The sequence below is a fragment of the Hymenobacter jejuensis genome (genome assembly GCF_006337165.1).
GTDB lineage: Bacteria > Bacteroidota > Bacteroidia > Cytophagales > Hymenobacteraceae > Hymenobacter > Hymenobacter jejuensis.
In genome coordinates this window covers 4,090,908-4,112,930 of sequence record NZ_CP040896.1, presented here as the reverse complement: position 1 = coordinate 4,112,930, position 22,023 = coordinate 4,090,908, and the positions used below count along the sequence as shown (strand labels likewise).

Below are 22,023 nucleotides of genomic sequence, written 5' to 3'. Positions count from 1 at the left end.
CTCAAATAGCAACTTCAAGCGCCAGCGGCTCTAGCCCGATGTTGAAGTCCTGAGCATCTTCCACATAATCGCCGTCGACGTGAAAGCCAAGGGGCGCAGCAGCGTGCACCTGAATCTGGCGAGAAGTATGAAAAACCGCGGCTCCTGATGTTGGTAGATCGCCCAGCGCCAGCCCAATGCCTACGCGCACGGCCCGGCCCAGTGGCAACGCGTCGATCAGGCACAGATCCAGCAGACCGTCGCGGATGTCCGCCAGGGGCGCGATGTAAGCGTTGTTGCCATATTGAGCGGCATTGGCAAAAGCCAGTACGTAACAACCCGTTTCGAGCGTTTGATTATTAAACGCGACGTTCACGGGCACAGGCCGGAAGCGGCGGTATTCGCGCAGGGCTACGCGCACATACGTAGCCAACCCACGCGTGCCGGCGGCCGCAAAACATTTGCTTACGTGCGCGTCAAACCCCAGGCCCGCCGTACAAAAAAAGCGCCTACCGTTAATTTCTCCCACGTCAATACGTTGAAAGTCAGGAGCATTGAGGCGCTTAATCGCAGCGGGCAAACTGAGCGGCACTCGCAAGTGGCGCGCTAATCCGTTGCCCGAACCGCGCGGCAGAATTCCGAGCGCTGCCCGACTTCCCAGAAGACCGCGCCCCACCTCGTTTACCGTGCCATCGCCGCCCACGGCTACTACCACCCGAAAGCTCGTTAGAGCCGCCTCACGCGCCAGCGTTTCGGCATGGCCGGCGTACTGCGTCAGCTGCAATTCATAGTCGACGAGGGCGGGGTCGAGGTGTTGCGCAAGTAGCGCGGGCACATCCTGCCGCCGATTGGTGCCGGAGTTCGGGTTGAGAATGAAGCAGATGCGCAGCTTAGCAGGCGACATACAAAGACAAAAACACGGTTGCCATCCGGTATGCAGGCAACGTTGGATGTACTACAAAATAAGAAAGCCCGCCCGAGATGGGCAGGCTTTCCAATATAACTAGTTGACAATCAAATAGTTATGCTTTAGCCATTTTCTCACCCAAACGCTGAATGAGGTCAGCAGTGCGGGTGCTGTAGCCGGTTTCGTTGTCGTACCAGCCTACTACTTTCACCAGCGACCCGTTGGCCGAAGTTAGGCCCGAGTCGAAGATGCAGGAGTGCGGGTTGCCTACGATGTCGGTGCTTACAAGCGGGTCCGTCGAATACTCAACGATATCCTTCAGAGCGCCTTCAGCTGCCTTTTTCACGGCCTCGTTGATTTGCTCCTTAGTTACTTCCTGCTTCAGAATAACCGTGAGGTCGGTGGTCGAACCATCTGGAACGGGCACGCGCATGGCAATACCGTCGAGTTTGCCTTTCAGGCTCGGCAACACCAAACCAACGGCCTTGGCGGCACCCGTGCTGGTCGGGATGATGCTCAGGGCAGCAGCGCGGGCACGGCGCAGGTCTTTGTGCGGCGCGTCCTGCAGGTTTTGGTCCGAAGTGTAAGCGTGCACCGTCGTGATGTACCCCTTTTCAATGCCGAATGCTTCGTCCAGGATTTTGGCCATGGGAGCCAAGCAGTTGGTCGTGCAGCTCGCGTTCGAAATGATGGTTTCGTCGCCCGTCAGAATATCTTCGTTCACACCCAACACCACAGTTGGAATGTTGCCGGTCGCCGGCGCCGAAATCACTACCTTCTTGGCACCCGCCGTAATGTGCTGACCAGCACCGGCTTCGTCTACGAAGCGGCCCGTCGATTCCAGCACTACATCTACGCCCATGTCGCCCCAGGGCAACAGCTTCGGATCGCGTTCGGCCAAGGCATGAATGCGTTGTCCGTTTACGGTGAGGCTTTCTTCGTCATACGAAACAGTGCCCTGGAAGCGGCCATGCACAGAATCATACTTGAGCAGATGCGCCAGCGTTTTGTTGTCCGTCAGGTCATTGATTGCCACGACTTCCACATTGTCGCGCTCGAGCAACGACTTGAACGTCAGGCGGCCAATGCGGCCGAAGCCGTTAATGGCGACTTTGATTTTAGCCATAATTACAGAAAAATGGGGTTAGTGGCCTTCAGTAAGGCCCAAGTGGAAACGCGCAGCGAAGGTAAAGGGACGCCGTAACATCGCCAAATCAACTAAGCGCGGTTTGACAGCGTTATAAACAATGTACGAGCGAATAAGATTCTGGGTAATCTGAAGCTTAGAAAGCCATAGGTACTGGTTTTTGGCAGCGCCTTGCCACTTGGGCTAGCTACGTTTAAATAACTTTTCTCCTTGAAAGTCAGTCCATTTGATCCTGGGCACACTTTTTTTTCGGGCCAGGTATTGCGCTAAACTTTCTCTCCTCTATCTTTGCACCATCAAAACGAACAAGGCACGTCACATGGTCCGTTCGTCTAGGGGTTAGGACAGTAGATTTTCATTCTACCAACAGGGGTTCGATTCCCCTACGGACTACTTACCCACTCGTTTTGAGACTTTAAAAACCCGCTTCAGAGCTTCTGGAGCGGGTTTTTCCATTTTCTATGCTTTCGCTAGTCAGTATTTAGTCAGTTATTTTAAGAAAACTCCATGGAGAGGCAGACGAAGTTGTTTAGAAATGAAGTTTAAGCGCTGTATTTGCAAAAGCATCTCAGCAAGAGTGAGAATTTTAAGGTACGACCTTCGTTCCTTCTGTCGTGCAAGGCCTTTTAAATAAAATTATCTGCCTACGCGGTTTGCCTCATTTGACGTGTCGCTCGCGCGGCTAACAAATGGAGAGGCCGTAGGCAATCTACTTGTAGCCTTTCTTTTGCAAGCGCAAGACCGGGTACCAGCGACTCGTCTCCCCTCAAACCATTTTCCACACGGGCACTTCTTACCTAGCAAGGCGTGGTGCGCCGATTCAGCTTCTGGCGAAGATGGCCCGCGGATGTTCCTTTCACTAGGCATTCTGCATAAACGCTTCACCGACTTGCCCGGCTCGCAACTCGACGGCAAAGTAGGCTGCAAAGCGACCCACACTACGAACCGCTTGCGGCTACCCGACAACATGGACCCTCTTCAGTAGCGTCCCAGGCTACTATTGCGTTTTTTCCTGATCGACCTCAACTTCGCGATCTCTTCTGCTTATTGAAAGCTGAGCACATCAGCGTAAATGGCGTGTGGTAGATTAACAATAGCTCCTTTAAATTCCAGAGCCTACGCCGTGCTCACAACCTGCGCCGCCGACGAGTACGGCGTTTACTTTGGCAAACAGACGTGGATCGCCGACGCACAGTACTGGGGCTTGCCAATGCTTGGTTCGATAGCTCCATGAACATGCTTGTGCACAGCGAAGCAGGCACGAAAAAACCATCTGTATTTCCTTAAAACGCTTTCGTCGTCCTGTATTCCGAATGATCAACTGATAACCGAACAGCTGATCTCCCGAGTAATTCTGCACCGCCGGTAACGCGGGGGGCGTTTTTCCCGTAAACTGGTCACACCAAGCACAACGGATGAAACCATCGCCTCTTTCCGAGCTTCTTTATCACCTGACCGTCGTGTCCACAGCGGATGTGGACAACCATCTGTTCACTCACTACGAAAAGCATGGTTTTTTCGCAGGTGAGCGCGAAGCACGGTTGGTTGCCCTAGCGGCTGAGCGTTTAGCTGCTGTTGCTACTGGCGTACTGGAAGCCCAGCGCTGGGAAAGGCAACTGAAAGAAAGCACCAGCCGAGAATTGCACCTCGTCAAATCGCAAGAGTCAACCAGCATGTTGACCGTAGAACAAGCCGCGGCGGCTATGGGAGTATGCACAAAAACGTGCTTGAAACTCATTCAAACCGGAAGGCTTCCAGCTAAAAACTATAATGAAGGTACAGTACATAAGCCCCTGTGGCGTGTACCTTCCTCGGCAGTACTTGCCACTCGGTAGGCTCTCCTACCACACCTCCCTTTTTCCCTTAAAAACCGGCTTCATACCCTAGTTCCGATCAATCGCTTACAAAGCCACAAGTGCTTTGTACAGGAACCACTTTGTTCAAAATTTTCAATAGTCCGCTTCGTAGCCTCTTAAAATTGAGGTGAAGGGCTCCCTATTGTCCAATTTTTTACAAAAACCACACCGGCATTGAGCCTAGAGCCCGAGCTGTAAGCCCCCCCATGACCATCCCCCAAATCAGCAGAAACCTGACTGTGACTATGCAAGAAGAGCAACTTCCCCAGCGCACAAAAATCGTAATCCTCTGTAATGAAATAACTTACAAGGCTACGATAGTACCACAAGGCGAATGGTGGAAGTTATGTAATCGGGATCATATCCTTGTGGATTTGCTTGATTCGCCCGATCTGGAATGCTTCGTGGAAGCCAATCAACTTGACGATCCAATGTCGCTTATATTAACCGTTGAGCGCGTTAGCGAATGTGGAACTTACCCCCGGAAAGAATATAGCCTCGATGAAATTCATGCTATTTGGCTTCTAAAAGAAATACCGGATCCTAAGGCTGAATAGGATATTGCAAGCACAGCCATGTACACTGGGCAATCAGTTACTATAGAAGGCAATTTTATAAAACGTTCTTATAGAGCGTATTATGAAATCAATCCGGGCCTGTGTGTGCTTTTTAACAGAAACTCCCGCTAGCTAAGTTTTGCACTTAGCAGCGGAGTGCACTACGCCGTCGTAAATCGGGCAGGCTACTACCGCTTTATCATTTTTCTAAGTCACTTCGCTCTTTTTGCAGGAGCTGAAGGCCTTGCCATTCTCCAACTTTTAACTGTCGCTATGCTTACCAGCACACCCGTATCGGTGGGCCCGGACGCCCATGTTCTCGTCATCGATGCTCTGTCCTTAACCATGAGCAGTACCAGAGGCCTGGCGACCCGGGCAAGCATTCACGCTCAGTTCGTCTGGGAAGGAAATGGCTATCGAATCACGCCCGAGCTCTACCTCCAACGTGCAAGTTTCACCAAGGAAGCCTGCTACCAGAACAAGTTTGAAGTATGGGAAAACGAGGTTCACATCGGGACGTTGCGTACCGATGCTCGGTATAGAACTTTGCAGGGCAAACTGAATTTCACTTTCCGGAATGAAGTATTCTATTCTGGGCCCGGATGGCCTTATTACTACCAGCGCTTGCAAGAGGCACTCTGCGTACAGGCAGTATCGATCTCCAAATTAGATATCGCCTTAGATCGCAATAAAAGTATCTTGCCCGAGCTCGCCCGCGTTGTTGCTCATTCAACCTTGAGTAAGTACAACGAGGAGCAGCGGTACTCGCCCGTATTAGGAAACCTATCGTACACCTTTCACAGCGGGGATCAACACGTATTTGGAAAGTACACCGGCAATGCCCACGGCAAACAGGTTGCAGTGTACAGCAAATCAAAAGAAGCTGAGGAGCGTCAAAAAACGTATATCCGCCGGTTTCATGCTCTGAATGGCCTTGACCCTGACTTGCCGGTAGAGCGAATCGAGGTGAGAATGTGTAGTTCATACCTAAGCAAGCTCAAACTCTGCCTAATCGATCTGCAAAGCCCGGAATACTTGGCGGCTATTTTCATCAAAGCGGTCGGCCGGGCGCTGACCTTCAATGATTTACCGAGTTTTTACTACGATAAGAAAAACCGAAACCCGAAGTACAGGAATACGCTTACTCTGCTGGACACCAGCTTCTTATCGGCCCGGGAGTTAGTACTACCCAAGAAGCCTACCGCCGTTGAGACCGGTTTGCGGAGCAATGCCTGCATCACGGTAAAATTCTTGATCGGCGAGTACATCGGCACGGGTTCACCCAATGCAGCTGCTTTTATTCAGGAGTTCATGCAAAGGCACCCGCAGCCAACGCATCGGTCGTGGGCAACCTTACTGACACGGTATGCGCAAGCGTACCAAGGGCAACCAGGCAGAGAACAGGCAAACCGCCAAGAGCACATTTTGGATTTGCTACTTCCGGCGATGGTTCGCCCCTTCGATGCCCCCTTGATGTCAATACATAGGCGGGGTACGAAAACGAGTACCCCTTACTCGAATAACCTTTCTTCCGAAGACCGACCACGGGTAGCTTGAGGTAGTGCTTACCCGGGTTACCCCGTCGAGACCTTGGTTACCCTTTACCACAGGGCTGCCCGGCATTTTTGAATGACCCCACTTGGGTGCTTACTAAACCGGCAAGCCGGTGAGGCAGGCTTTAGCACTGACAACCAAATAGGTAGCCTTTTTAGAACGACAATTCACTGGTTCGCCTTTCACCGCAGCCCCCAGCCCGTTACATTTGAGTATGTCCCTTTCGGCCGATGCTGACAGTAACCGTATGCCCCAACTCGATTTATTTTCCGCTGAGCGCCCAACCCAACCCGCTCAGGCTCAACCTAGTATGCCTCAACTCGACCTGCAAACCCTCGAATCCTGGCTCTGGGATTCGGCCAACATCCTGCGCGGCAGCATCGACAGCTCCGACTTCAAAAACTACATCTTCGGCCTGCTCTTCCTGAAGCGTGCCAACGATGTGTTCGAGGAAGCCGTGGAAGCCACCATGGCCCGCGACGGCGTGAGCCGCGAGGAGGCCGAAGAAGAGCCCCACTTCAAAATGCCCGCCGAAGCCCGCTGGGCGGAGGTGAAGAAAGCCACCGAAAACATCGGCGTGGTGCTCGACAAGGCCTTCGCGGCCATCGAGCGCGAAAACACCCAGCTGGAAGGCGTGATGACGGCCACCAAGTTCGGCGACAAGGAGAAGCTCTCCGACGCCACCTTGCAACGCCTGCTGCGCCACTTCAACCAGCACTCCCTGCGCAACGCCGACCTCTACACCCCCGACCTGCTCGGCGACGCCTACGAATACCTCATTAAGCAATTTGCCGACGACGCCGGCAAGAAAGGCAGCGAGTTCTACACGCCCCGCGGCGTGGTGAAGCTCATCGTAGGCCTGATCAAGCCCGAGCCCAAAAACCGCGTGTACGATCCGACGTGCGGCTCGGGCGGCATGCTCATTGAGGCGGCCCGCTACATTGCCCAGCAGCCGGGCGGCAAAGTCGGTAACAACATCAACGTCTCGCTCTACGGGCAGGAGAAGAACCTGGGCACCTGGGCCATCGCTAAGCTCAACATGCTGCTGCACAACTTCAACAGCGCCGACCTGCGCAAGGGTGACACGCTGGTTAGCCCCCAGCACAAGAACTCCGACACCGAGCTCATGCTCTTTGACCGCGTGATCGCCAACCCGCCCTTTTCGCAGGACCGTTGGTGGACGCCCGCCGAAATCCACCAGGAAAAGAAGCTCGACAAGAAGGGCAAGGAAAAGGAAATTGCTCCGAACTACGCCAGTGCCGTCGTCGACAAGTTTGGGCGCCTGCACTACGGCATTCCGCCCCGGGGCTACGCCGACCTGGCCTTTTTGCAGCACATGCTGGCCGTGCTCAAGCAGGATGGCCGCATGGGCGTGGTGCTGCCCCACGGCACGCTGTTCCGCGGCGGGGCCGAAGGCTCGATCCGCCAGAAGCTGCTCGACGCCGACTTGGTGGAAGGCATCGTAGGGCTGCCCTCGGCGCTGTTTTACAACACCGGCATTCCGGCCGCCATTTGGGTGCTTTCCAAAACAAAGGCCGAAGCCCTGAAGAAAAAGGTGCTCATGCTCGATGCCAGCCAAGAGTTCAAGGAAGGCAAAAATCAGAACGAGCTGGAAGACCGCCACGTGGAGCGCATTCTGGCGGCCTACGCGGCGGCCCAGGATGAGGAGAAGTTTATGCGGGTGGTGGAGCTGACCGAGATCAAAGCCAACGACTACAACCTGAACATCTCCCGCTACATCGACCGCAGCGAAGCCGCCGCTGCCATTGATTTGCCGACTGTGCACGCGGCTCTGCGCGAGCTGGAAGCCAAAGAGGCTGAGATCGACGCCAAACTCGAACGCTTGCTGGAGGAGATTGGGATATGAAAACCGGAATGAAGCAAACCGTTATCGGGGAAATTCCGGCCGACTGGAAAGTAGCAAAGTTGGGCGAGGCAGGTAAGATCTTTAGTGGAGCAACACCTGACACGAAAGTGACTGAGTATTGGAATGGAGAGATTGCATGGTGTACGCCTACAGATATAACCGCGCTCAAGGGCAAAGTCTACATCAATAAAACCCAAAAACGAATTAGTGAAGCAGGCTTAATAAATTCCTCTGCCTCATTATTGCCTGTTGGTTCGCTGGTTATTTGTACGCGCGCAACGCTTGGAGATTGCGCTATTAATCTAATTCCGATCACCACAAACCAGGGGTTCAAAAGCATTGTTCCTAACGAAAATTGGAACATACATTTTCTATATTACCTGATTAATAACAGCAAGGAAATAATTCGGCGGTTGTCAAGTGGCAGTACGTTTCTGGAAATTTCCAAAAAGGCTTTCGAGAATATTGACGTACCGTTTCCTCCACTTCCCGAGCAGCAGAAAATCGCCGAAATCCTGTCCACGGTGGACGAGAAGATGGCCGTGATTGACGAACAGCTCGCGCAAACCCAGGAGCTGAAAAAGGGCCTGATGCAGCGCCTGCTGACGAAAGGCATTGGCCATACCGCGTTCAAAGACTCACAGCTGGGGGAAATACCCGAAAGCTGGGAGGTAGTCAAGCAGGCTGATGTCGCAACATTTTACAATGGCAGAGCATACAAGCTGACCGAGTGGGAAGCGGAAGGCACACCAGTGATCAGGTTACAAAACCTGACGGGTTCTGGAAAAGATTATTATTATTCAAACCTGAAATTGCCCGCACATCAATATTGCCACAATGGTGATTTGCTGTATATGTGGTCAGCTACTTTTGGGCCTGTGTGGTGGCGCGGCGATAAGGCAATTTTCCACTACCATATTTGGAAAATCGAAGTAAATGCTGAACGGCTTGATCAGAACTATCACTATTATCTCCTAGATAATGTAACCGCACGGATGAAAAGCCAGTCTCACGGTTCTGCTATGTTGCACGTCACGAAAGGTGGTATGGAAAAACTGCAGGTAGCCATTCCTCCTGTGCCTGAACAACGTCAGATAGCTGAGATTCTTACCACTCTCGATGACAAGCTGCAAGTTCTCACTGACAAAAAGGCCCAATATCAGGAACTCAAGCGTGGGCTAATGCAACAGTTGCTCACAGGCCAGCGCCGGGTGAAAGTGCCCGCGGAAGAAGTCGTGCTGGCATGAGCCAAGGCCCGGAGTTTCTGACCTCGGAACAGCCCGCCCTGGCGCTGCTCCAGCGGCTGGGCTACCAGTACCTCCCGGGTACGGCGCTGGCCGACGAGCGGCCCTACCTCACCCAGGCCGTGCTGCCCCAGCGCTTGCGTGACGCCCTTACTCGGCTCAATCCTGAGCTCAGTGACACCAACCAGCAAAAGGCTTACGATGTGCTCACTACGGAGCATACCGCCTCGCTACTGGAAGACAACCAGCGCGTGTGGGAGCTGCTGCGCGGCGACACGCTCACGCTAAAGCAGGCACTGCCCAGCGGCGAAGAAGCTTTCGTGCCCGTGCGCTTCCTGGACTACCAGAACCCGGCGAGCAACGAGTTCCTGGCCGTCAACCAGGTTACGTTTCACGGCAAGGCCGGCCATTCCATTCCGGATATCGTCCTGTATGTCAATGGCTTGCCCTTAGCCGTTATCGAGTGCAAGGCCAGCGGGGCCGCCAACGCCTGGAACAGCGCCTACAGCGACTTGGCCTTTTACCAGAAGAACTCCCCGCGGCTGTTCGTGTACAACCAAATCTGCGCCGGCATCTGGGGCGTGGGCGGGCGCTACGGGGCCCTCGGCGCCCCGCAGGCCTTCTACTCCCACTACCGCGCCGACGACGAGCCCGAGCTGGTGGCCCTGCTCGACGGCCGGCCGCCCACGGCCCAGGACCAGCTGCTGTATAACCTGTTCCGGCCCGAACGCCTGCTCGACCTGGTGCGCCACTTCGTACTGTTCGAGCTCGACGAAGGGCGCATCCTTAAAAAGCTGCCGCGCTACCAGCAGGTGCGCGCCGTGAACAACACCATCGCCAAGCTGCAAGCGCACCAGCAGGGCGGCGTGGTGTGGCATACGCAGGGCAGCGGCAAGTCGCTCACCATGGCCTACCTGACGCGCAAGCTCCAGGCCCCCGAGTACGGCTTCGACAACCCCACGGTGCTCCTCCTCACCGACCGCCAGGACCTGGACCAGCAGATCACGACCACCTTCCAGAACGTGGGCTTCAAAGGGGTGCAGCAGGCCCGCTCGGTGCGCCACCTCGACCGGCTGCTGCGCAACGACTACGGCGGCATCCTCACCACCACGCTCCAAAAGTTTCAGCAACCCTACGACCCGGATGCTCCCGCTGCGGACGCCCCGCCCGCCGAAGACGAGCTCGCCGCCCCGGAAACGGAACCCCAGCGGGTGGAGAGGCGCCTGCAGGATAACCTGCTCATTACCATCACCAAGGCCCTGCGCGACGGCAAGTGGGAGGAGCAGCGCCGCGAAGAAGTCCCGCTCGCAGTGCTCAGCGCCAAGCCCAACCTCTACGTGCTCGTCGACGAGGCCCACCGCAGCCACTACGGCTTCCTGGCCGCCTTCATGCGCACGGTGCTGCCGAACGCCAAGTTCGTGGCCTTCACCGGCACGCCCATTTCCAAGGAAGACAAATCGACGCTGGCCGAGTTTTACGGCGACCAGTACCTGGACGTGTACACCCTGGTCGAATCGGTGGCCGACGGCGCCACCGTGCCCCTGCTCTACGACGCCGGCATTGCCCGCCTCGACGTCAAGAAAGCCGAGCTGGACGCCGAATTCGAAACCCGGTTTGGCCACGAGTCGGAAGAGAAGCAAGCCCAGCTCAAGGAAGCGGCCCTGCACCAATACCAACGCTCAGCCGGCCGCCTTCGCGACATCAGCCGGCACTTGCTCGAGCATTACCGCGACAAGATCTTCCCCGACGGGCACAAAGCCCTGCTGGTGTGCGCGGGCCGGCAGGCCGCCCTCGATTACCAGCAAACTATGTTGGCCCTGAAAGAGTCGGGCTTTCACCACTTCACCACCAAAGTGGTGGTCAGCTTGGGTTCGCCCAAGTCGGACCCCATTGCCGCCGACCATTTCGAGCGGGTCGCCTGGAACCGGGACAACCCACACGACCCGCGGCCGCTGCTGGTGACGCCCCCCGAAGAGATTAAGGCCGTCACGGAGGATTTCAAGCTGCCCTTCGGCGACGAATCCCTGCTCGACCAGTCGGGCACCCGCAAGAAGCACGACAACACGGCCATCCTGATTGTGTCGGACATGCTGCTGACGGGCTACGACGCGCCCATTGCCGGCTGCCTCTACCTCGACAAGCCCCTGAAAGAGCACAACCTGCTGCAGGCCATTGCCCGCGTCAACCGCACCTACAAGAGCAAAGCGGCGGGCTACATCGTGGACTACAACGGCATCACCCAGCACCTGCTGCAGGCCCTGGAGATCTTCAGCGGCGACGTGCGCCCCGACGACCTCCTCAAAAACCTCAGCGAGGAAATTCCCCAGCTCGAGCTGAACCACGCCAAAGTGCTGGCCTTTTGCAAGCCCCTCAAAGCCGACCGCCACGACCGCCGCGCGAGCTTCATCGACGAGTGCGTCCAGTTCATCGAGCCGCTGCACCGCCGCGACGAGTTCAAGGCCCTGCTGAAGGCCTTCAACAAATCCGTGAACCTCGTGCTGCCGAATCAGGCGGCCCTGCAGTACCAGGCGGATTTCAAGCTGTTCAACGAAATCAAGGTGCGCGCCCGCAACGCCTACCCCGACGACGACGAGCTGCGCATCAGCCCCGACGAGAGCCAGATGCTGCGGCAACTGCTCAACGAGCACCTCACCTCCCAGGGCGTGCAGAACCTGCTGGCCGCGCCGGTGAGCATCATCGACCGCGAGCAGTTTCGGCAGGAGCTCCTCAACGCCTCGCCCGGCACCAAGATGCTCACCATGCGCAACCAGCTCAAGCACGTCATCCGGCTGGGCCTGGACCGCAACCCCGATTTCTACAAGCCCCTGGCCCAGCGCCTGGAAGAGCTGCTGCAGGCGTACGAAGCCCAGCGCCTGGACCAAACCCAGCTGCTGCTGGCCTTCGGCGCGTTGGCCGAGGACGTGCGACACGAAAACCGGGAAGGCCACGCCGAAGGATTTCTCACGGACGGGCAGATTGCCATCTTCAACTCCATGAAGACGATCTTTGCCGGGGAAGCCGCCGCAGCCACCGTGCAGCTCTTCGAGCTGGTGAGCGGCGAGCTGGAGATCGTGGGCTGGCGGGAGAAGGGCGAGGTGCGCAGCGACATGGAAAGCAAAATTCGCACCCTGTTGCTCGACAAGTTGCCGCGCCCCCAGGCGCGGGAGAAGGCCCGGGAGCTCGTAGAGATTTTGCGAAAAAACTAACCATGCCCAGCGTACAGTACGGCGAGACCACCATTCACTACACCGTGCAGGACAGCCCCCAGCTGAAGGCCCATTACCTCAGCGTGGAACAACACGAGGGCGTGGTGCTCAAGGGCCGGCGGCTGCCCGGGCCGCAGGCCGACCGCCTGGTGCTGCAGAAAGCGCGCTGGGTGCTGGAAAAACTCGACCTCGTGCGAACGGCGGTCTCCGAAGACCTGGTGACCGGCGCGCGCATTGGCTACCTGGGCCGCCGCTACTACGCCGAGGTGGTGGCCGAGGCCGGGCGCCCGACCCCGCACATCGACTTCAACCACTCCCGCTTCCGGCTGTACGCCGACCCCGCCGCACACGACCAGGCAACGATGCACGGGGCCTTAGATCAGTTTTTTCGCGCGAAGGCCGAAGAGAAGCTGCCGCCCCGGGTGCAGCTGTGGGCGGCCCGCACGGGCTTGGCGTACCGCGAGGTCAAGGTGCGCACCATGGCCAAGCGCTGGGGCAGCTGCACCCCGACCAACACGATCCTGCTCAACCCGGACGTGATCAAGCTGCCGTATTCGCTGATCGATTACGTCATTGTGCACGAGCTGTGCCATACGAAGGTGAAGGACCACTCCAAAGAATTCTGGGCCGAGCTGGCCCGACACTTGCCCAACTGGAAAGAGTTAGATGCGCGCGTGAATCGCTTTCGGCTGTAGCTTAAGAAATTGCTGACCCTGCCAACATCCTACAACACTAAAAAAGGCGAACTGCGGAAAACGCAGCCCGCCTTTTTAACCTAATCCTTCGTCGCGCCGTAACTTCCCGCTTGATATGACAACGGCCTGCCGGCTGCGGATCGAGGCGTTTCTAAAAGGGCATGTCTTCATCCGACTCCAGCCATTCTCGCGGGCAGCTGCTTTCGCATTTTTGTAACTCCCGTAGGTGCACCCAGGTAATGGCCAGATGAAAGTTCTTGTCCATAAACCACAAATTTCTAGGCCTGAACGGGAGCTCTAAGGAAATGCCAATCTTGAGCTGCTGGTATAAATGCGCTGAGAACGTGAAATGCAACAGCAATCGTACCTCGCGCTCGGTTAGCTTCAGGTATTCATCCGTGCTCGTACGGAACAAGAGAAAGCCCTCGGTGTCATCCCAAATCAGGTACAGCTCCGTGCGCTGGTCAACGACAAAATCGTGCAGTTCGAAATAAAAGGAGCTCAGTTCTCCAACTGTCCAGCTCAATAGCTGGTTGTTCATTTGCGTGAAGTATCTTTTATTGGCTTTCATTTTGGTCAGTGCTTTTTCAAAAGAAGTGGGACCGTTTGGAATCTGTTCGACTCAGGCGGCCTGTTTCAGCTCGGTAGTGCTTTGGAAATGGACGCGGTCAGATTCTGCTTTGCGCAGGAGTTCAGGTTCTATCTTGGGGCTCAACTTATACTCACGCTCAAAAGCCTCGAGAAGCGTATTAATGACGTGATCCTGGTCGCATTCCAGGCACACGATCGAGTCGTGAATCGAGGCACACCACACGCCCATTTCCTGCAAGTGAGTCATGACACAGTCGAGCATGAATGCCGCTTCGGTTCGCTGTAGGGTCGTGGCCAAATTCTTGTAATTGGGCGTCTTAAGCTGCTGCAACAGCCGGTACACATCGGGAAAGTGTTCGATGAACTTCTTGCCGAACTTACTCTTTTGCGTATGCCAGTCTTTGCAGAAGAACACCTGGGAAAACAACTTCACCTTGAAGTTCTTTCGGCCAAACGGATTGCGCCCCGGGTCGATGTCGACGCCGACGAGCTCAGCCATGTACTCGTAGAACTGCCCCGTGCTGGTTAAGCGAATGTAGTTCTGCACGTTCGCCGGCATGGCTTGCGCCTTGCGCTGGTACGCCTCGCGCAGCAACAAGCAGGCAAAGAAAGGTTGTGAATTGGCAATGTCGCAGTTGACGAGGCGCTCGTGCGGAAAATATTGGTGCACAAGAAACGGACGCAAATCACGACTCAGGTTGGTTAGATTCGTGTACACCCGCGAACCCAGCCCCCGGCGCAAGGGCACGTCGAAGTCGCCGGCAGCGAACACAGTGATAACTTGCTCGTTTTCTTCGTGCGCTTCGCGCCGGGAGCGGCGAGCCAACTCATAGAGTGTCCGCCCAGGGTTTTTGGCGCGCAGCTCCTTCCACTTCTTGACCGACGGCAGGCGCACCAACGGATCAGCCGCGGCAGCGCGCAGCACCTTATATACATTGCCGGATAAGCTCCGCGTGCTCAGGACCGCGTGGTGGGCGTCTAGAAACGACTCGGTGGCGCGGGTCGCCGCAGCGTTGTGGGCGCGGGCGGCAGCGGCCTCCATGCGAAAAGCCAGCATATCCTGGTGCACGCGCTGGAGGAACCCGTCCTGCAGAAGCGGCATTTGGCAGCGTTGTTGTCCGCGCGCCAAGCGGTTGGCAAAGGTAGCCTTGCTCACCGGCACGCGGCGGCTGGGCTGACCGCGGTAGCGCGCGTGCCACCGGTAGCCTTTGCTGACCACGCCGGGGATGTAGCACTTATCGCATTCGATCACTTCATTTTGAAGCAAAAGTTCTTTGATCTCCTTGATATACTTGCGCGGGATAAACCCGGCCAGCGACTCGAAGTGCAAGGGGCTGTAGTCCTCGGGGCCCAAGCGCACATCGGCCATTCGTAGGCATAGAATCTTGTGGAGGACGAAAGCGACCTGGTCCTGGTGATCGGTGATCCAGCGGGGCGATTTGCTCCAGCGACGTAGCAGTGCGGGCAGGGTTTCGGCAGCGATGGCCTCCGGCACGTACAGCATCGGCTGAGCGGTGGCCACCGGGCACGTGCGGGGTTTGGCTGTTGCGGCTGCCTTCCGGGAAGTGTTGCGGGGAGTACGGGTAATCGGCAAGGGGCGGAGAATAAGAGATCGAAAAGAGAAAGGGTCACGGGCCAGCAAGCTGGGCAGTCAGGTCCACGTAAAAGATACCGAAAACCTGGAACACTCTCCTTCTTTATGCCCCTACCGCCTGCAAAGGGCATTTTGGCATCTTACGCATGCTAAGCCTCTGGTTCCAGAAGGCGAGCGTTACGCCAAGAAGTGGGGGCAACTCTTCACGGCCTTCGGCGGTACCAGATCTCAGTACCCCAAAGGGCAGGCATTGCGAAAGTTCGAGTTGATTGTGCTCGACGGCTGTAGCGCGTCAACACTTGGCCAAGCAAGGTCGACGCTAAAAATGACCAAGATAGTAGTCATATATAGCGCGGAGTCCTCGGGGGCCCTGGAGGTGGGCCGGGCGGTGGCGCCGGTGGGTCGGGTTGGTGGCCCGGGTTGGTGGCCCGGGTTGGAGGCGCCGGTGGGCCGGGTTGGTGGCGTTTTTTAATTTTCCTGTGTTGCGGCCCTTTTTTTTGCACTTCTTGCACTTCGCACTTTGTGCCTCTCCCTTCTGTCGGGGAGGCCCTCTTTTCGTTTTTTGGGGGTCCCCGCTGGACTCCTTTTTCTGGCCTTATCGGTAGTGGGGTAGCGGTTTGTGCGTTTCGACGATGAGGCTGGTTTGTTCTGCTTCGGATGCTTCGGAGCCCTCTTGAGATCTGCTGCGATTAGCCGGCTGGGCGCGCCAGATGCGGCATGCGGAAGAATACCTCGCCATAGCGTCGAATGGCCCCTTGCATGTCCCCGGCTGGGGCGTTGACCCAAAACTCGCCGGCCTGGCGCACAGCGTAGTCTTGCAGCCCGCCATTGGGTGCGGTGCCGGGTTCGCTTGTGATGTCGCGGAAAAAATCTGCCTCCAACGGCGGGTGATGCCCGGGGAACAGCTGGCTCGGGTCGGTCAGCGGCTGGGGCATTACCCGTTCGTCGACGGCGCCCGTGGCGGTGCGCCAGTGGGCCTGTGCGGGCTCGCCGGGCGGCTGGTAGAGGAACCCGTCCAGCGAATAGGCTTCGCTCAGGCGCGTGCCCAGTGCCAACAACCAGGACGCGGCCGGCGCCCCGTGCCAGCCCGCCGGCGGAAACACCAGGAAGCTTACCTCGTCCACTAGCTCGTCGCAGACCCGGCCCGCTTCGTCACGCACGCACTCCGGGAAGGTACCGAAGACGGGGAAGTAGCGGGCATGGGCCCGGACCAGGTCCACGCGCAGGTTCGCCGTGGCGTGGCGGTTCAGGGCCCGGCTGTGTTCGAGCGCAGCGGCCGTACACGCATCTGGACCAAAGCGCGCGGCCAAGCGACGGCAGGCGCTCACCGCCAGCAAGCCTTGTGGCGCGTGGGCACGAACCAAGCTGGCAAAGGCGGCCTTCGGTAGGTATTGCTTGGGCAGGGTGTAGAGACTGTTCGAGACCATGGTGATAGGAAAATAGTAGAAGAAAGACCATGCCAGGTACCCCGACCACGGCTTACCGGGGTGGCGGGGCCAGTTGCCACAATTCTACGGTCAGGATCACGTAAGCCACAAAGCCGGGCCAGCCAATGCCGGTCAGCTCGGCAAACCAGGCGTACAGGGCGGCTTCGACCAGCAGAAAGGCCCCGATCAGCAGCAACGGCAGCACCACGGCCAACGCCCGGTTGAAGAGCGAAAGCAGCAGCACGAAGGGGCCCAGTAGCACGACGAGCCCCAGCGTCGTCTCGCTCGCCCAGCACAATATGCTGCCGGCCACCAACAGAAAGAGGCCCGCCCCGCCCTGTACCCGGGTGAAGCCATGGCCCACCCGGTCAAGCGGCGCCACCAGGGCCCGCAGCACAAAGAGTAGCGGCCAGCCCGTAAGCCCGGCCCACCCCGCGAGTAGGGCCAGCATGCCCAGGTAGTTGGCCAGGGTCAACGGCGTCTGAGCGCCTTGGAAGAACGCGAGGAAGGGCATGGCAACACGAAAGGAGTTTTGGGACGAGGCGACGCTGATCATCGCCACCTGGGTAACCCAGGGCCGACCTAGAGCAGCGAACCCGCGAAACTTACTTTTTTCCTTATACTTTGTTGATAATCAAATAGTTACGTCAAATCAATACTTATTTTTACATTCCTTTTCGGACGGATTATCCTACGCCGGCGGTGGCCGCGCCCCGGGCAGGTTCAGGTACAACAAAGCGGGCCGCAAATCCAAAAAGTAACAGTACCTCGACGCCGAATAACGGCTAATGAGGGGCCCCTAAAAGCCCTCATCGGAGCTATTTTTGCACCCGAATAACGAGCCCCCAGTGGCATTTCCGGCCTCTTGAACGAGAAACAGGGCCGCGCGTACGCCGAGGCCGTTACAAAACCCGGTAGTTGGGTACCCCCTCCCCGTGTGAAAGTATCCCCCCTCGGGGCGTGCCTCTCTCCCGGGGGTCTTTGTAGGAGGTGCGCCCCGCGAATTTTTGGCAAAATTTAGCGCCGTGTCAGCCCACAGTATACTAGGATACGTGGCTTAACCGCATGGCCTGGGCACTGAGTAAAAGGGTCACTAGGCAGGATGGGGACAAGGGGTTGGGTAGATCAATCCATCAAAAACGCGGCATACCACCGCCCACCGGGAGGAGCACTAAAAGCAGGGCCTGGGACTAGTCTTCCCGCTCCTAGGCCCTGCGTTGTTCTCCGAGATAAGGGTTATGGCGTAATACGAAACCAATCTACGTCGGCGTAGCCGCCGATGCGCCTTTCGGGTTGGGTGCCAGCGCAAAACAGGCCCACCTTGGCGCCGGTCCACTTGTCGGGCTTGGCCACAAATGGCTCGCCAATGGGCCGAAACGAAGCGCCGTCGTCTGTGCTGTAGCTGAAGCGGCAAGTCGCTTCGGGCCCGCTTACCTGCACGCGCAGCTGTACTTCGGCGCCGGGCAAGGGCTGCTCGGCTACGACCTGCTCGGGGGTACCGCTGGGTGCGTCTCGGCATCGCATTTGCGCGACGCGGTAACCTTCGGCCTGTTTGGTTACGGCCAGGTAAGCGTAGTCATTGCCCACGATCAACAGGCCCGCTTTTTTGCCTTGCCACACGTCCCATTCAAGGGTAAGTTTGACTTTGGTGGTGGCGGTGAAGTCGGCGGCCGGAAACTTTTGCAACAGCAGGTTTGGCACTGGCCACAGGTTGGTAGCGTCTTTGGGCACCGGAACCGCAAACAGCCGCAAGAAGCCTTGCCCACGCAACAAGGCGCTCCATGTCACCCGGGCGTTGGCCTGCCATTGCCATTGCTGGCCCAAGGTATCGGAGTTGAACTCGTCATTTTCAGGTGGGGTGCCCAGCGCATACGTGTGCCCCACGTTGGGCTTGCGGTAAGTCAGTACGGGTTGGCCTTTACCGTCGCTATCGGGGTCTTCGCCAATCACAGGCCAATCGTTTTTCCAGCGCATCGGCTGCAGGTGCAGCACCCGCCCATAGGCCCCCCGATCTTGAAAATGCAGAAACCAATCTTCTTGGCCGTTGGGCGTGGTCACCCATGCTCCTTGATGCGGGCCGTTGATGTTGGTCTTGCCTTGATCCAGCACGACCCGCTCTTCGTAAGGACCATACAGGTCTTTCGACCGCAAAACCAGTTGCCAGCCGGTGGCCACACCGCCGGCTGGCGCGAAGATGTAATAGTAACCGTTCCGCTTATAAAGCTTGGGGCCTTCGGTGGTGTGGTTGGAATCGTGGCCCGAGTAAACGTTGCGGCCTTCGTCGAGCAGGCGCGTGCCGTCGGGGCTGAGGCGGTGAAGCGTGAGCAGGCTGTTGACGCCGGCCCGGCTCCCGGCCCACGCATGCACGAGGTAGGCCTGCCCATTGTCGTCCCAAAAGGGAGCCGGATCAATCAACCCTTTGCCGCCTTGCACCAGCACGGGCGAGCTCCACGGCCCCGCCGGGTTGGGGGCCTTGATCATGTAAATGCCAAAATCCGGGTCGCCCCAGAAGATGTAAAACTGCTTGGCGTGGTAGCGGAAGCAGGGTGCCCACACGCCAAAGCCATGCTGGGGCGTATCGAACATTGCGTTAGGTACGCGGGGTAGCGCATTGGCGATAAGCCGCCAGTTCACCAAGTCCTTAGAATGCAGAATTGGCAGGCCCGGGGAGGCATTGAAGCTCGACGCCGTCAGGTAATAATCCGAGCCCACGCGCACCACGTCCGGATCGGAGTAATCCGCGTTGAGCACCGGGTTTTTGTAGGTTCCGTTGCCTTGATCGGCTACCCAAACGGCGGAGACCGGCGTCTTGCTCGTCGTTGTGGCAGCATGACTCATGCCATTGCTGGAGGTCCGGACGGAAACCGTTTTGCAGCCAGGTGCCAACAGCAGACTCAACCCTAAAACTGCAGCCCAACGCCTATGGCTTGCACTCAAAGTCCGTCTCCACTGCTTCCGAACTCCGCCTTTGCTTTTCATTATTTTTTTACACAAAAACTTAATTATCAGCAGTTAAACCCAGTTTCCTCACCCTACTTTTCGCAGATGCAAGGGCCGTTGCGAGGACTCGCGCAGCAGGAGCCGGGGGGCGAGCAGCAGGTGACACGGCGCCACGGGCCGCCCTGCCGCTCGCACCTGTTCCAGCAGCAAGCGCAACGCCGCGCGGCCCAGAGCGGCGCACTGCTGATCCACGGAGGTGAGGCCGGGCGCGGCCAACTCAGTAAACCGCGCGTTGCTGAAGCTGGCCAAGGCGACTTCGTCGGGCACGCCCAGGCCTTGCGCTTCCAAAACCTGACGGGCGCCGACGGCGGCCACATCTTTTGCCGTCAATACCGCGTCGGGCCGTTGCGACAGCGTCAGCAACTGCGCCATGCCCTGCCGCCCGGCTTGTACGCTCAGGTCGCTTTCGTGCACCAACTGCGCCTCGAAGGGTAACCCGTGGGCCAGTAGCGCCTCACGGTAGCCGCGAAGGCGGTGGTGGAAGACACTCACGTGCAGCGGGCCTGTGAAGTAGGCGATGCGGGTTCGGCCTTGCTCAATCAGGTGCGCGGTCATTTGGTAGGCGCCGCGGTAGTCGTCGAGCACGACGGCACTAAACGATGGATCTTCCGGTACACGGTCGAAAAATACCAGCGGCACCTGCTGTCGCACCGCCTCGAAGTGCCCAAAGTCCCGGGTGGAACTCGCTAGCGAGACCAACACGCCTTCGACCTGCGCGTTCAGCAGCAGGTCTAGGTTTTTCCGCTCCTGGTGCTCGTCTTCGTTGGATTCGCAAATCATTACGTGCCACCCCGCCTTCGTAGCCTCGGTGGTGATGGTGTGCAGGACTTCGGGAAAGAAATGCCCCGTCAGGTGGGGCACCAGCACGCCCAGCGTGCCGCTGCGACCTTTGCGCAGGCCGGATGCCAAATGGTTGGGCCGGTAGTTCAACTTCTCGGCCAACTGGCGCACGCGCCCCTTCGTGGCCTCACTGACATCGCTGTGGTCCGACAAAGCCCGCGAGACGGTGGAGGTGGCAACGTTTAGCTGCTGCGCTAAGTCCGCAATGGAAACGCGACGGTTATACATACATTTACAAATTGCTTATGGTCAAATACCTGCAACCCGCTTCCCGTTTTTTCAAAAAGCTACTTCCAGGGGTGAGGCCAGGCGGCGCGCATACTTCGCCAAGTACTGATCCCAGTCCGCGGCATTCTTGAACTGCCCGCTTTTGGTCCAGCCAAAGCCGGCATAATACACCAGCGTGTTGTCCTTCGGCGTGGCCATCACTAGCAGATGGCTTTGTTCCTTGGCTTTGGTGCGGTGGTCTTTCCAACCTTGCACTTGCCGGGGTGCCAACACGACTCCGGTACCGAGGAAGGCGTCGTCTATGGGCTCCCAGTAGCGAAACCAGCCTTGTGCGGGTTCCCCTTTCACCACCCCGCGTACCCCGTTGGGTTCGGCGTGCAGGGTGGTGCCAATGGTCACGTTCGGCAACGGCTTGTTGGCCGCAATTTGCTCTTCAAAACGGGTCAGGTTGGAGCCCAAATCGAGGCTGATGAGTTTCTTCTCCGTGATTGTGCGGCCCTTAGCCTGCCAGGGAGCGTAGGTCAGCTCAAAAAGGGTGCGAATGGGACCGTCAGCCAGCTTCTTGTAGGAAGTGAAGTTGCGCGAGACGTAGAGCGAGTCCTGGTCCCAGACCCCGATGCCGGCAAAGCCGCGGCTGTCGCCCACGTGATAGGGGTCGTAGCCCTCGCCGTGGTCGATGTGGTAGTAGCCTACTTCCTTGCCGTTGGCGGCATACCACTTGTCGATTATGGGGTACGACACGCGCTTAAGCCAGCAGTCCATGCCGCTGGTAAGAGTGCCACCGGCCTCTTTGGCCACCACCAAGCGCTCGGCTTCGGGGCCGTAGGTGCGGAACGCCACCCGGTCGTTTTCCCAAGTGTAGTCGTCGGTGCGCTCGGGCACAAAGCGCGAATACGTAGTGTATTGACTTTTAGACTGTTGCGCGGTTATTGTTTTAAAGCCCGTTATCGTAAACTCTTGGGTAGCATTGGCTTTGATGTCGGTCTGAATCAGCAGCTCGTCGATGCGGCCGTCGCCGTTGTTGTCCACGGGTTGGCTCACGACGGCTTTGCCTGCGGCGTCCTTCACCAGCAGGTTTTGGGCGCCGTAGGTATTGATTAACTCACGGAGCCGGCTGGCCGGAAGGCTAACCGTTTCGGCTTTGCGGTCGAGGTTCAGCTTGTTGCGGACGGTGAACGACTTTGGGTTGACGGCGGGAGCGGTGGCACTCAGCAGGCCAGTAGCCAAGAGCAACCCGGCAGCGGGAACAAGAAGAAGGAAGCGCATAAAGTAGAAGGAATGGAAAGGCAAATTATGTGCAGCCCCACCCCTAACCTTTCTGACCCCTCCTG

At 57.6% G+C, this 22,023-nt stretch carries 17 protein-coding genes and 1 tRNA gene; 9 read left to right on the top strand and 9 right to left on the bottom strand.

Going from position 1 to position 22,023, the window contains the following annotated elements; all coding sequences use genetic code 11:
- Position 1 precedes the first annotated feature (1 nt).
- Together FHG12_RS16910 and gap are read right to left on the bottom strand one after the other, a co-directional pair.
- Entirely contained in the window at positions 2-883 is an 882-nt protein-coding gene (locus FHG12_RS16910; RefSeq protein WP_139516846.1) for a diacylglycerol/lipid kinase family protein, read from the bottom strand.
- Between the two features lie 118 nt (positions 884-1,001).
- Complete coding sequence (gap, locus tag FHG12_RS16905) at positions 1,002-2,012, bottom strand: type I glyceraldehyde-3-phosphate dehydrogenase (RefSeq protein ID WP_139516845.1); 1,011 nt, start codon at positions 2,010-2,012, stop codon at positions 1,002-1,004.
- A 342-nt stretch (positions 2,013-2,354) separates the two neighbouring features.
- Here gap and FHG12_RS16900 point away from each other — a divergent pair.
- The 9 genes from FHG12_RS16900 to FHG12_RS16865 all read left to right on the top strand — a co-directional run bounded on the left by FHG12_RS16900 (position 2,355) and on the right by FHG12_RS16865 (position 13,012).
- Positions 2,355-2,426, top strand: a tRNA-Glu gene (locus FHG12_RS16900).
- 454 nt (positions 2,427-2,880) lie between these two features.
- Positions 2,881-3,018, top strand: a complete 138-nt coding sequence (locus FHG12_RS21025) for a hypothetical protein (RefSeq protein WP_165699438.1) — start codon at positions 2,881-2,883, stop codon at positions 3,016-3,018.
- A gap of 430 nt (positions 3,019-3,448) precedes the next feature.
- Positions 3,449-3,868: a MerR family transcriptional regulator gene (locus FHG12_RS16895; protein WP_139516844.1), complete on the top strand. Its 420-nt coding sequence runs from the start codon at positions 3,449-3,451 to the stop codon at positions 3,866-3,868.
- Positions 3,869-4,095: 227 nt separating this feature from the next.
- Positions 4,096-4,446, top strand: coding sequence for a hypothetical protein (locus FHG12_RS16890; protein ID WP_139516843.1), 351 nt, complete (start codon positions 4,096-4,098; stop codon positions 4,444-4,446).
- Between the two features lie 156 nt (positions 4,447-4,602).
- Entirely contained in the window at positions 4,603-6,003 is a 1,401-nt protein-coding gene (locus FHG12_RS16885) for a hypothetical protein (protein ID WP_139516842.1), read from the top strand.
- A gap of 307 nt (positions 6,004-6,310) precedes the next feature.
- Entirely contained in the window at positions 6,311-7,867 is a 1,557-nt protein-coding gene (locus tag FHG12_RS16880; protein WP_139516841.1) for a type I restriction-modification system subunit M, read from the top strand.
- A gap of 8 nt (positions 7,868-7,875) precedes the next feature.
- On the top strand, positions 7,876-9,114 hold the full coding sequence (locus FHG12_RS16875; RefSeq protein WP_230471173.1) for a restriction endonuclease subunit S: 1,239 nt from the start codon (positions 7,876-7,878) through the stop codon (positions 9,112-9,114).
- A complete protein-coding gene (locus FHG12_RS16870; protein WP_139516839.1) occupies positions 9,111-12,317 on the top strand; it encodes a type I restriction endonuclease subunit R in 3,207 nt (1,068 codons plus the stop codon). The genes FHG12_RS16875 and FHG12_RS16870 overlap by 4 nt, the downstream gene beginning before the upstream one ends.
- A gap of 2 nt (positions 12,318-12,319) precedes the next feature.
- Complete coding sequence (locus FHG12_RS16865) at positions 12,320-13,012, top strand: M48 family metallopeptidase (protein ID WP_139516838.1); 693 nt, start codon at positions 12,320-12,322, stop codon at positions 13,010-13,012.
- Between the two features lie 151 nt (positions 13,013-13,163).
- Here FHG12_RS16865 and FHG12_RS16860 read toward each other — a convergent pair whose 3' ends face one another.
- The 7 genes from FHG12_RS16860 to FHG12_RS16830 form a co-directional block, all read right to left on the bottom strand.
- On the bottom strand, positions 13,164-13,553 hold the full coding sequence (locus tag FHG12_RS16860) for a hypothetical protein (protein WP_139516837.1): 390 nt from the start codon (positions 13,551-13,553) through the stop codon (positions 13,164-13,166).
- Positions 13,554-13,634: 81 nt separating this feature from the next.
- The gene (locus FHG12_RS16855; RefSeq protein WP_139516836.1) at positions 13,635-15,197 is read right to left on the bottom strand and encodes a hypothetical protein; all 1,563 of its coding nucleotides are present in this window, start codon (positions 15,195-15,197) and stop codon (positions 13,635-13,637) included.
- Positions 15,198-15,886: 689 nt separating this feature from the next.
- Positions 15,887-16,624 carry a hypothetical protein gene (locus tag FHG12_RS16850; RefSeq protein WP_139516835.1) on the bottom strand — a complete coding sequence of 246 codons (738 nt, stop codon included), beginning with the start codon at positions 16,622-16,624 and terminating at the stop codon, positions 15,887-15,889.
- Positions 16,625-16,676: 52 nt separating this feature from the next.
- The gene (locus FHG12_RS16845) at positions 16,677-17,138 is read right to left on the bottom strand and encodes a hypothetical protein (protein WP_230471172.1); all 462 of its coding nucleotides are present in this window, start codon (positions 17,136-17,138) and stop codon (positions 16,677-16,679) included.
- Between the two features lie 722 nt (positions 17,139-17,860).
- Positions 17,861-19,462: a glycoside hydrolase family 43 protein gene (locus FHG12_RS16840; RefSeq protein WP_139516833.1), complete on the bottom strand. Its 1,602-nt coding sequence runs from the start codon at positions 19,460-19,462 to the stop codon at positions 17,861-17,863.
- A 189-nt stretch (positions 19,463-19,651) separates the two neighbouring features.
- A complete protein-coding gene (locus FHG12_RS16835) occupies positions 19,652-20,692 on the bottom strand; it encodes a LacI family DNA-binding transcriptional regulator (RefSeq protein WP_139516832.1) in 1,041 nt (346 codons plus the stop codon).
- 51 nt (positions 20,693-20,743) lie between these two features.
- Positions 20,744-21,958, bottom strand: a complete 1,215-nt coding sequence (locus FHG12_RS16830; protein WP_139516831.1) for a DUF4861 domain-containing protein — start codon at positions 21,956-21,958, stop codon at positions 20,744-20,746.
- Positions 21,959-22,023 lie beyond the last annotated feature (65 nt).

Bases quoted from the DNA above. Each gene is read 5' to 3' on its own strand.
- FHG12_RS16880 (WP_139516841.1), top strand. From the start codon at position 6,311: ATGCCTCAACTCGACCTGCAAACCCTCGAATCCTGGCTCTGGGATTCG.
- FHG12_RS16870 (WP_139516839.1), top strand. From the start codon at position 9,111: ATGAGCCAAGGCCCGGAGTTTCTGACCTCGGAACAGCCCGCCCTGGCG.
- FHG12_RS21025 (WP_165699438.1), top strand. From the start codon at position 2,881: ATGTTCCTTTCACTAGGCATTCTGCATAAACGCTTCACCGACTTGCCC.
- gap (WP_139516845.1), bottom strand. From the start codon at position 2,012: ATGGCTAAAATCAAAGTCGCCATTAACGGCTTCGGCCGCATTGGCCGC.
- FHG12_RS16875 (WP_230471173.1), top strand. From the start codon at position 7,876: ATGAAGCAAACCGTTATCGGGGAAATTCCGGCCGACTGGAAAGTAGCA.
- FHG12_RS16850 (WP_139516835.1), bottom strand. From the start codon at position 16,624: ATGGTCTCGAACAGTCTCTACACCCTGCCCAAGCAATACCTACCGAAG.
- FHG12_RS16840 (WP_139516833.1), bottom strand. From the start codon at position 19,462: ATGAGTCATGCTGCCACAACGACGAGCAAGACGCCGGTCTCCGCCGTT.
- FHG12_RS16860 (WP_139516837.1), bottom strand. From the start codon at position 13,553: ATGAACAACCAGCTATTGAGCTGGACAGTTGGAGAACTGAGCTCCTTT.
- FHG12_RS16910 (WP_139516846.1), bottom strand. From the start codon at position 883: ATGTCGCCTGCTAAGCTGCGCATCTGCTTCATTCTCAACCCGAACTCC.
- FHG12_RS16830 (WP_139516831.1), bottom strand. From the start codon at position 21,958: ATGCGCTTCCTTCTTCTTGTTCCCGCTGCCGGGTTGCTCTTGGCTACT.
- FHG12_RS16890 (WP_139516843.1), top strand. From the start codon at position 4,096: ATGACCATCCCCCAAATCAGCAGAAACCTGACTGTGACTATGCAAGAA.
- FHG12_RS16835 (WP_139516832.1), bottom strand. From the start codon at position 20,692: ATGTATAACCGTCGCGTTTCCATTGCGGACTTAGCGCAGCAGCTAAAC.
- FHG12_RS16865 (WP_139516838.1), top strand. From the start codon at position 12,320: ATGCCCAGCGTACAGTACGGCGAGACCACCATTCACTACACCGTGCAG.
- FHG12_RS16845 (WP_230471172.1), bottom strand. From the start codon at position 17,138: ATGCCCTTCCTCGCGTTCTTCCAAGGCGCTCAGACGCCGTTGACCCTG.
- FHG12_RS16895 (WP_139516844.1), top strand. From the start codon at position 3,449: ATGAAACCATCGCCTCTTTCCGAGCTTCTTTATCACCTGACCGTCGTG.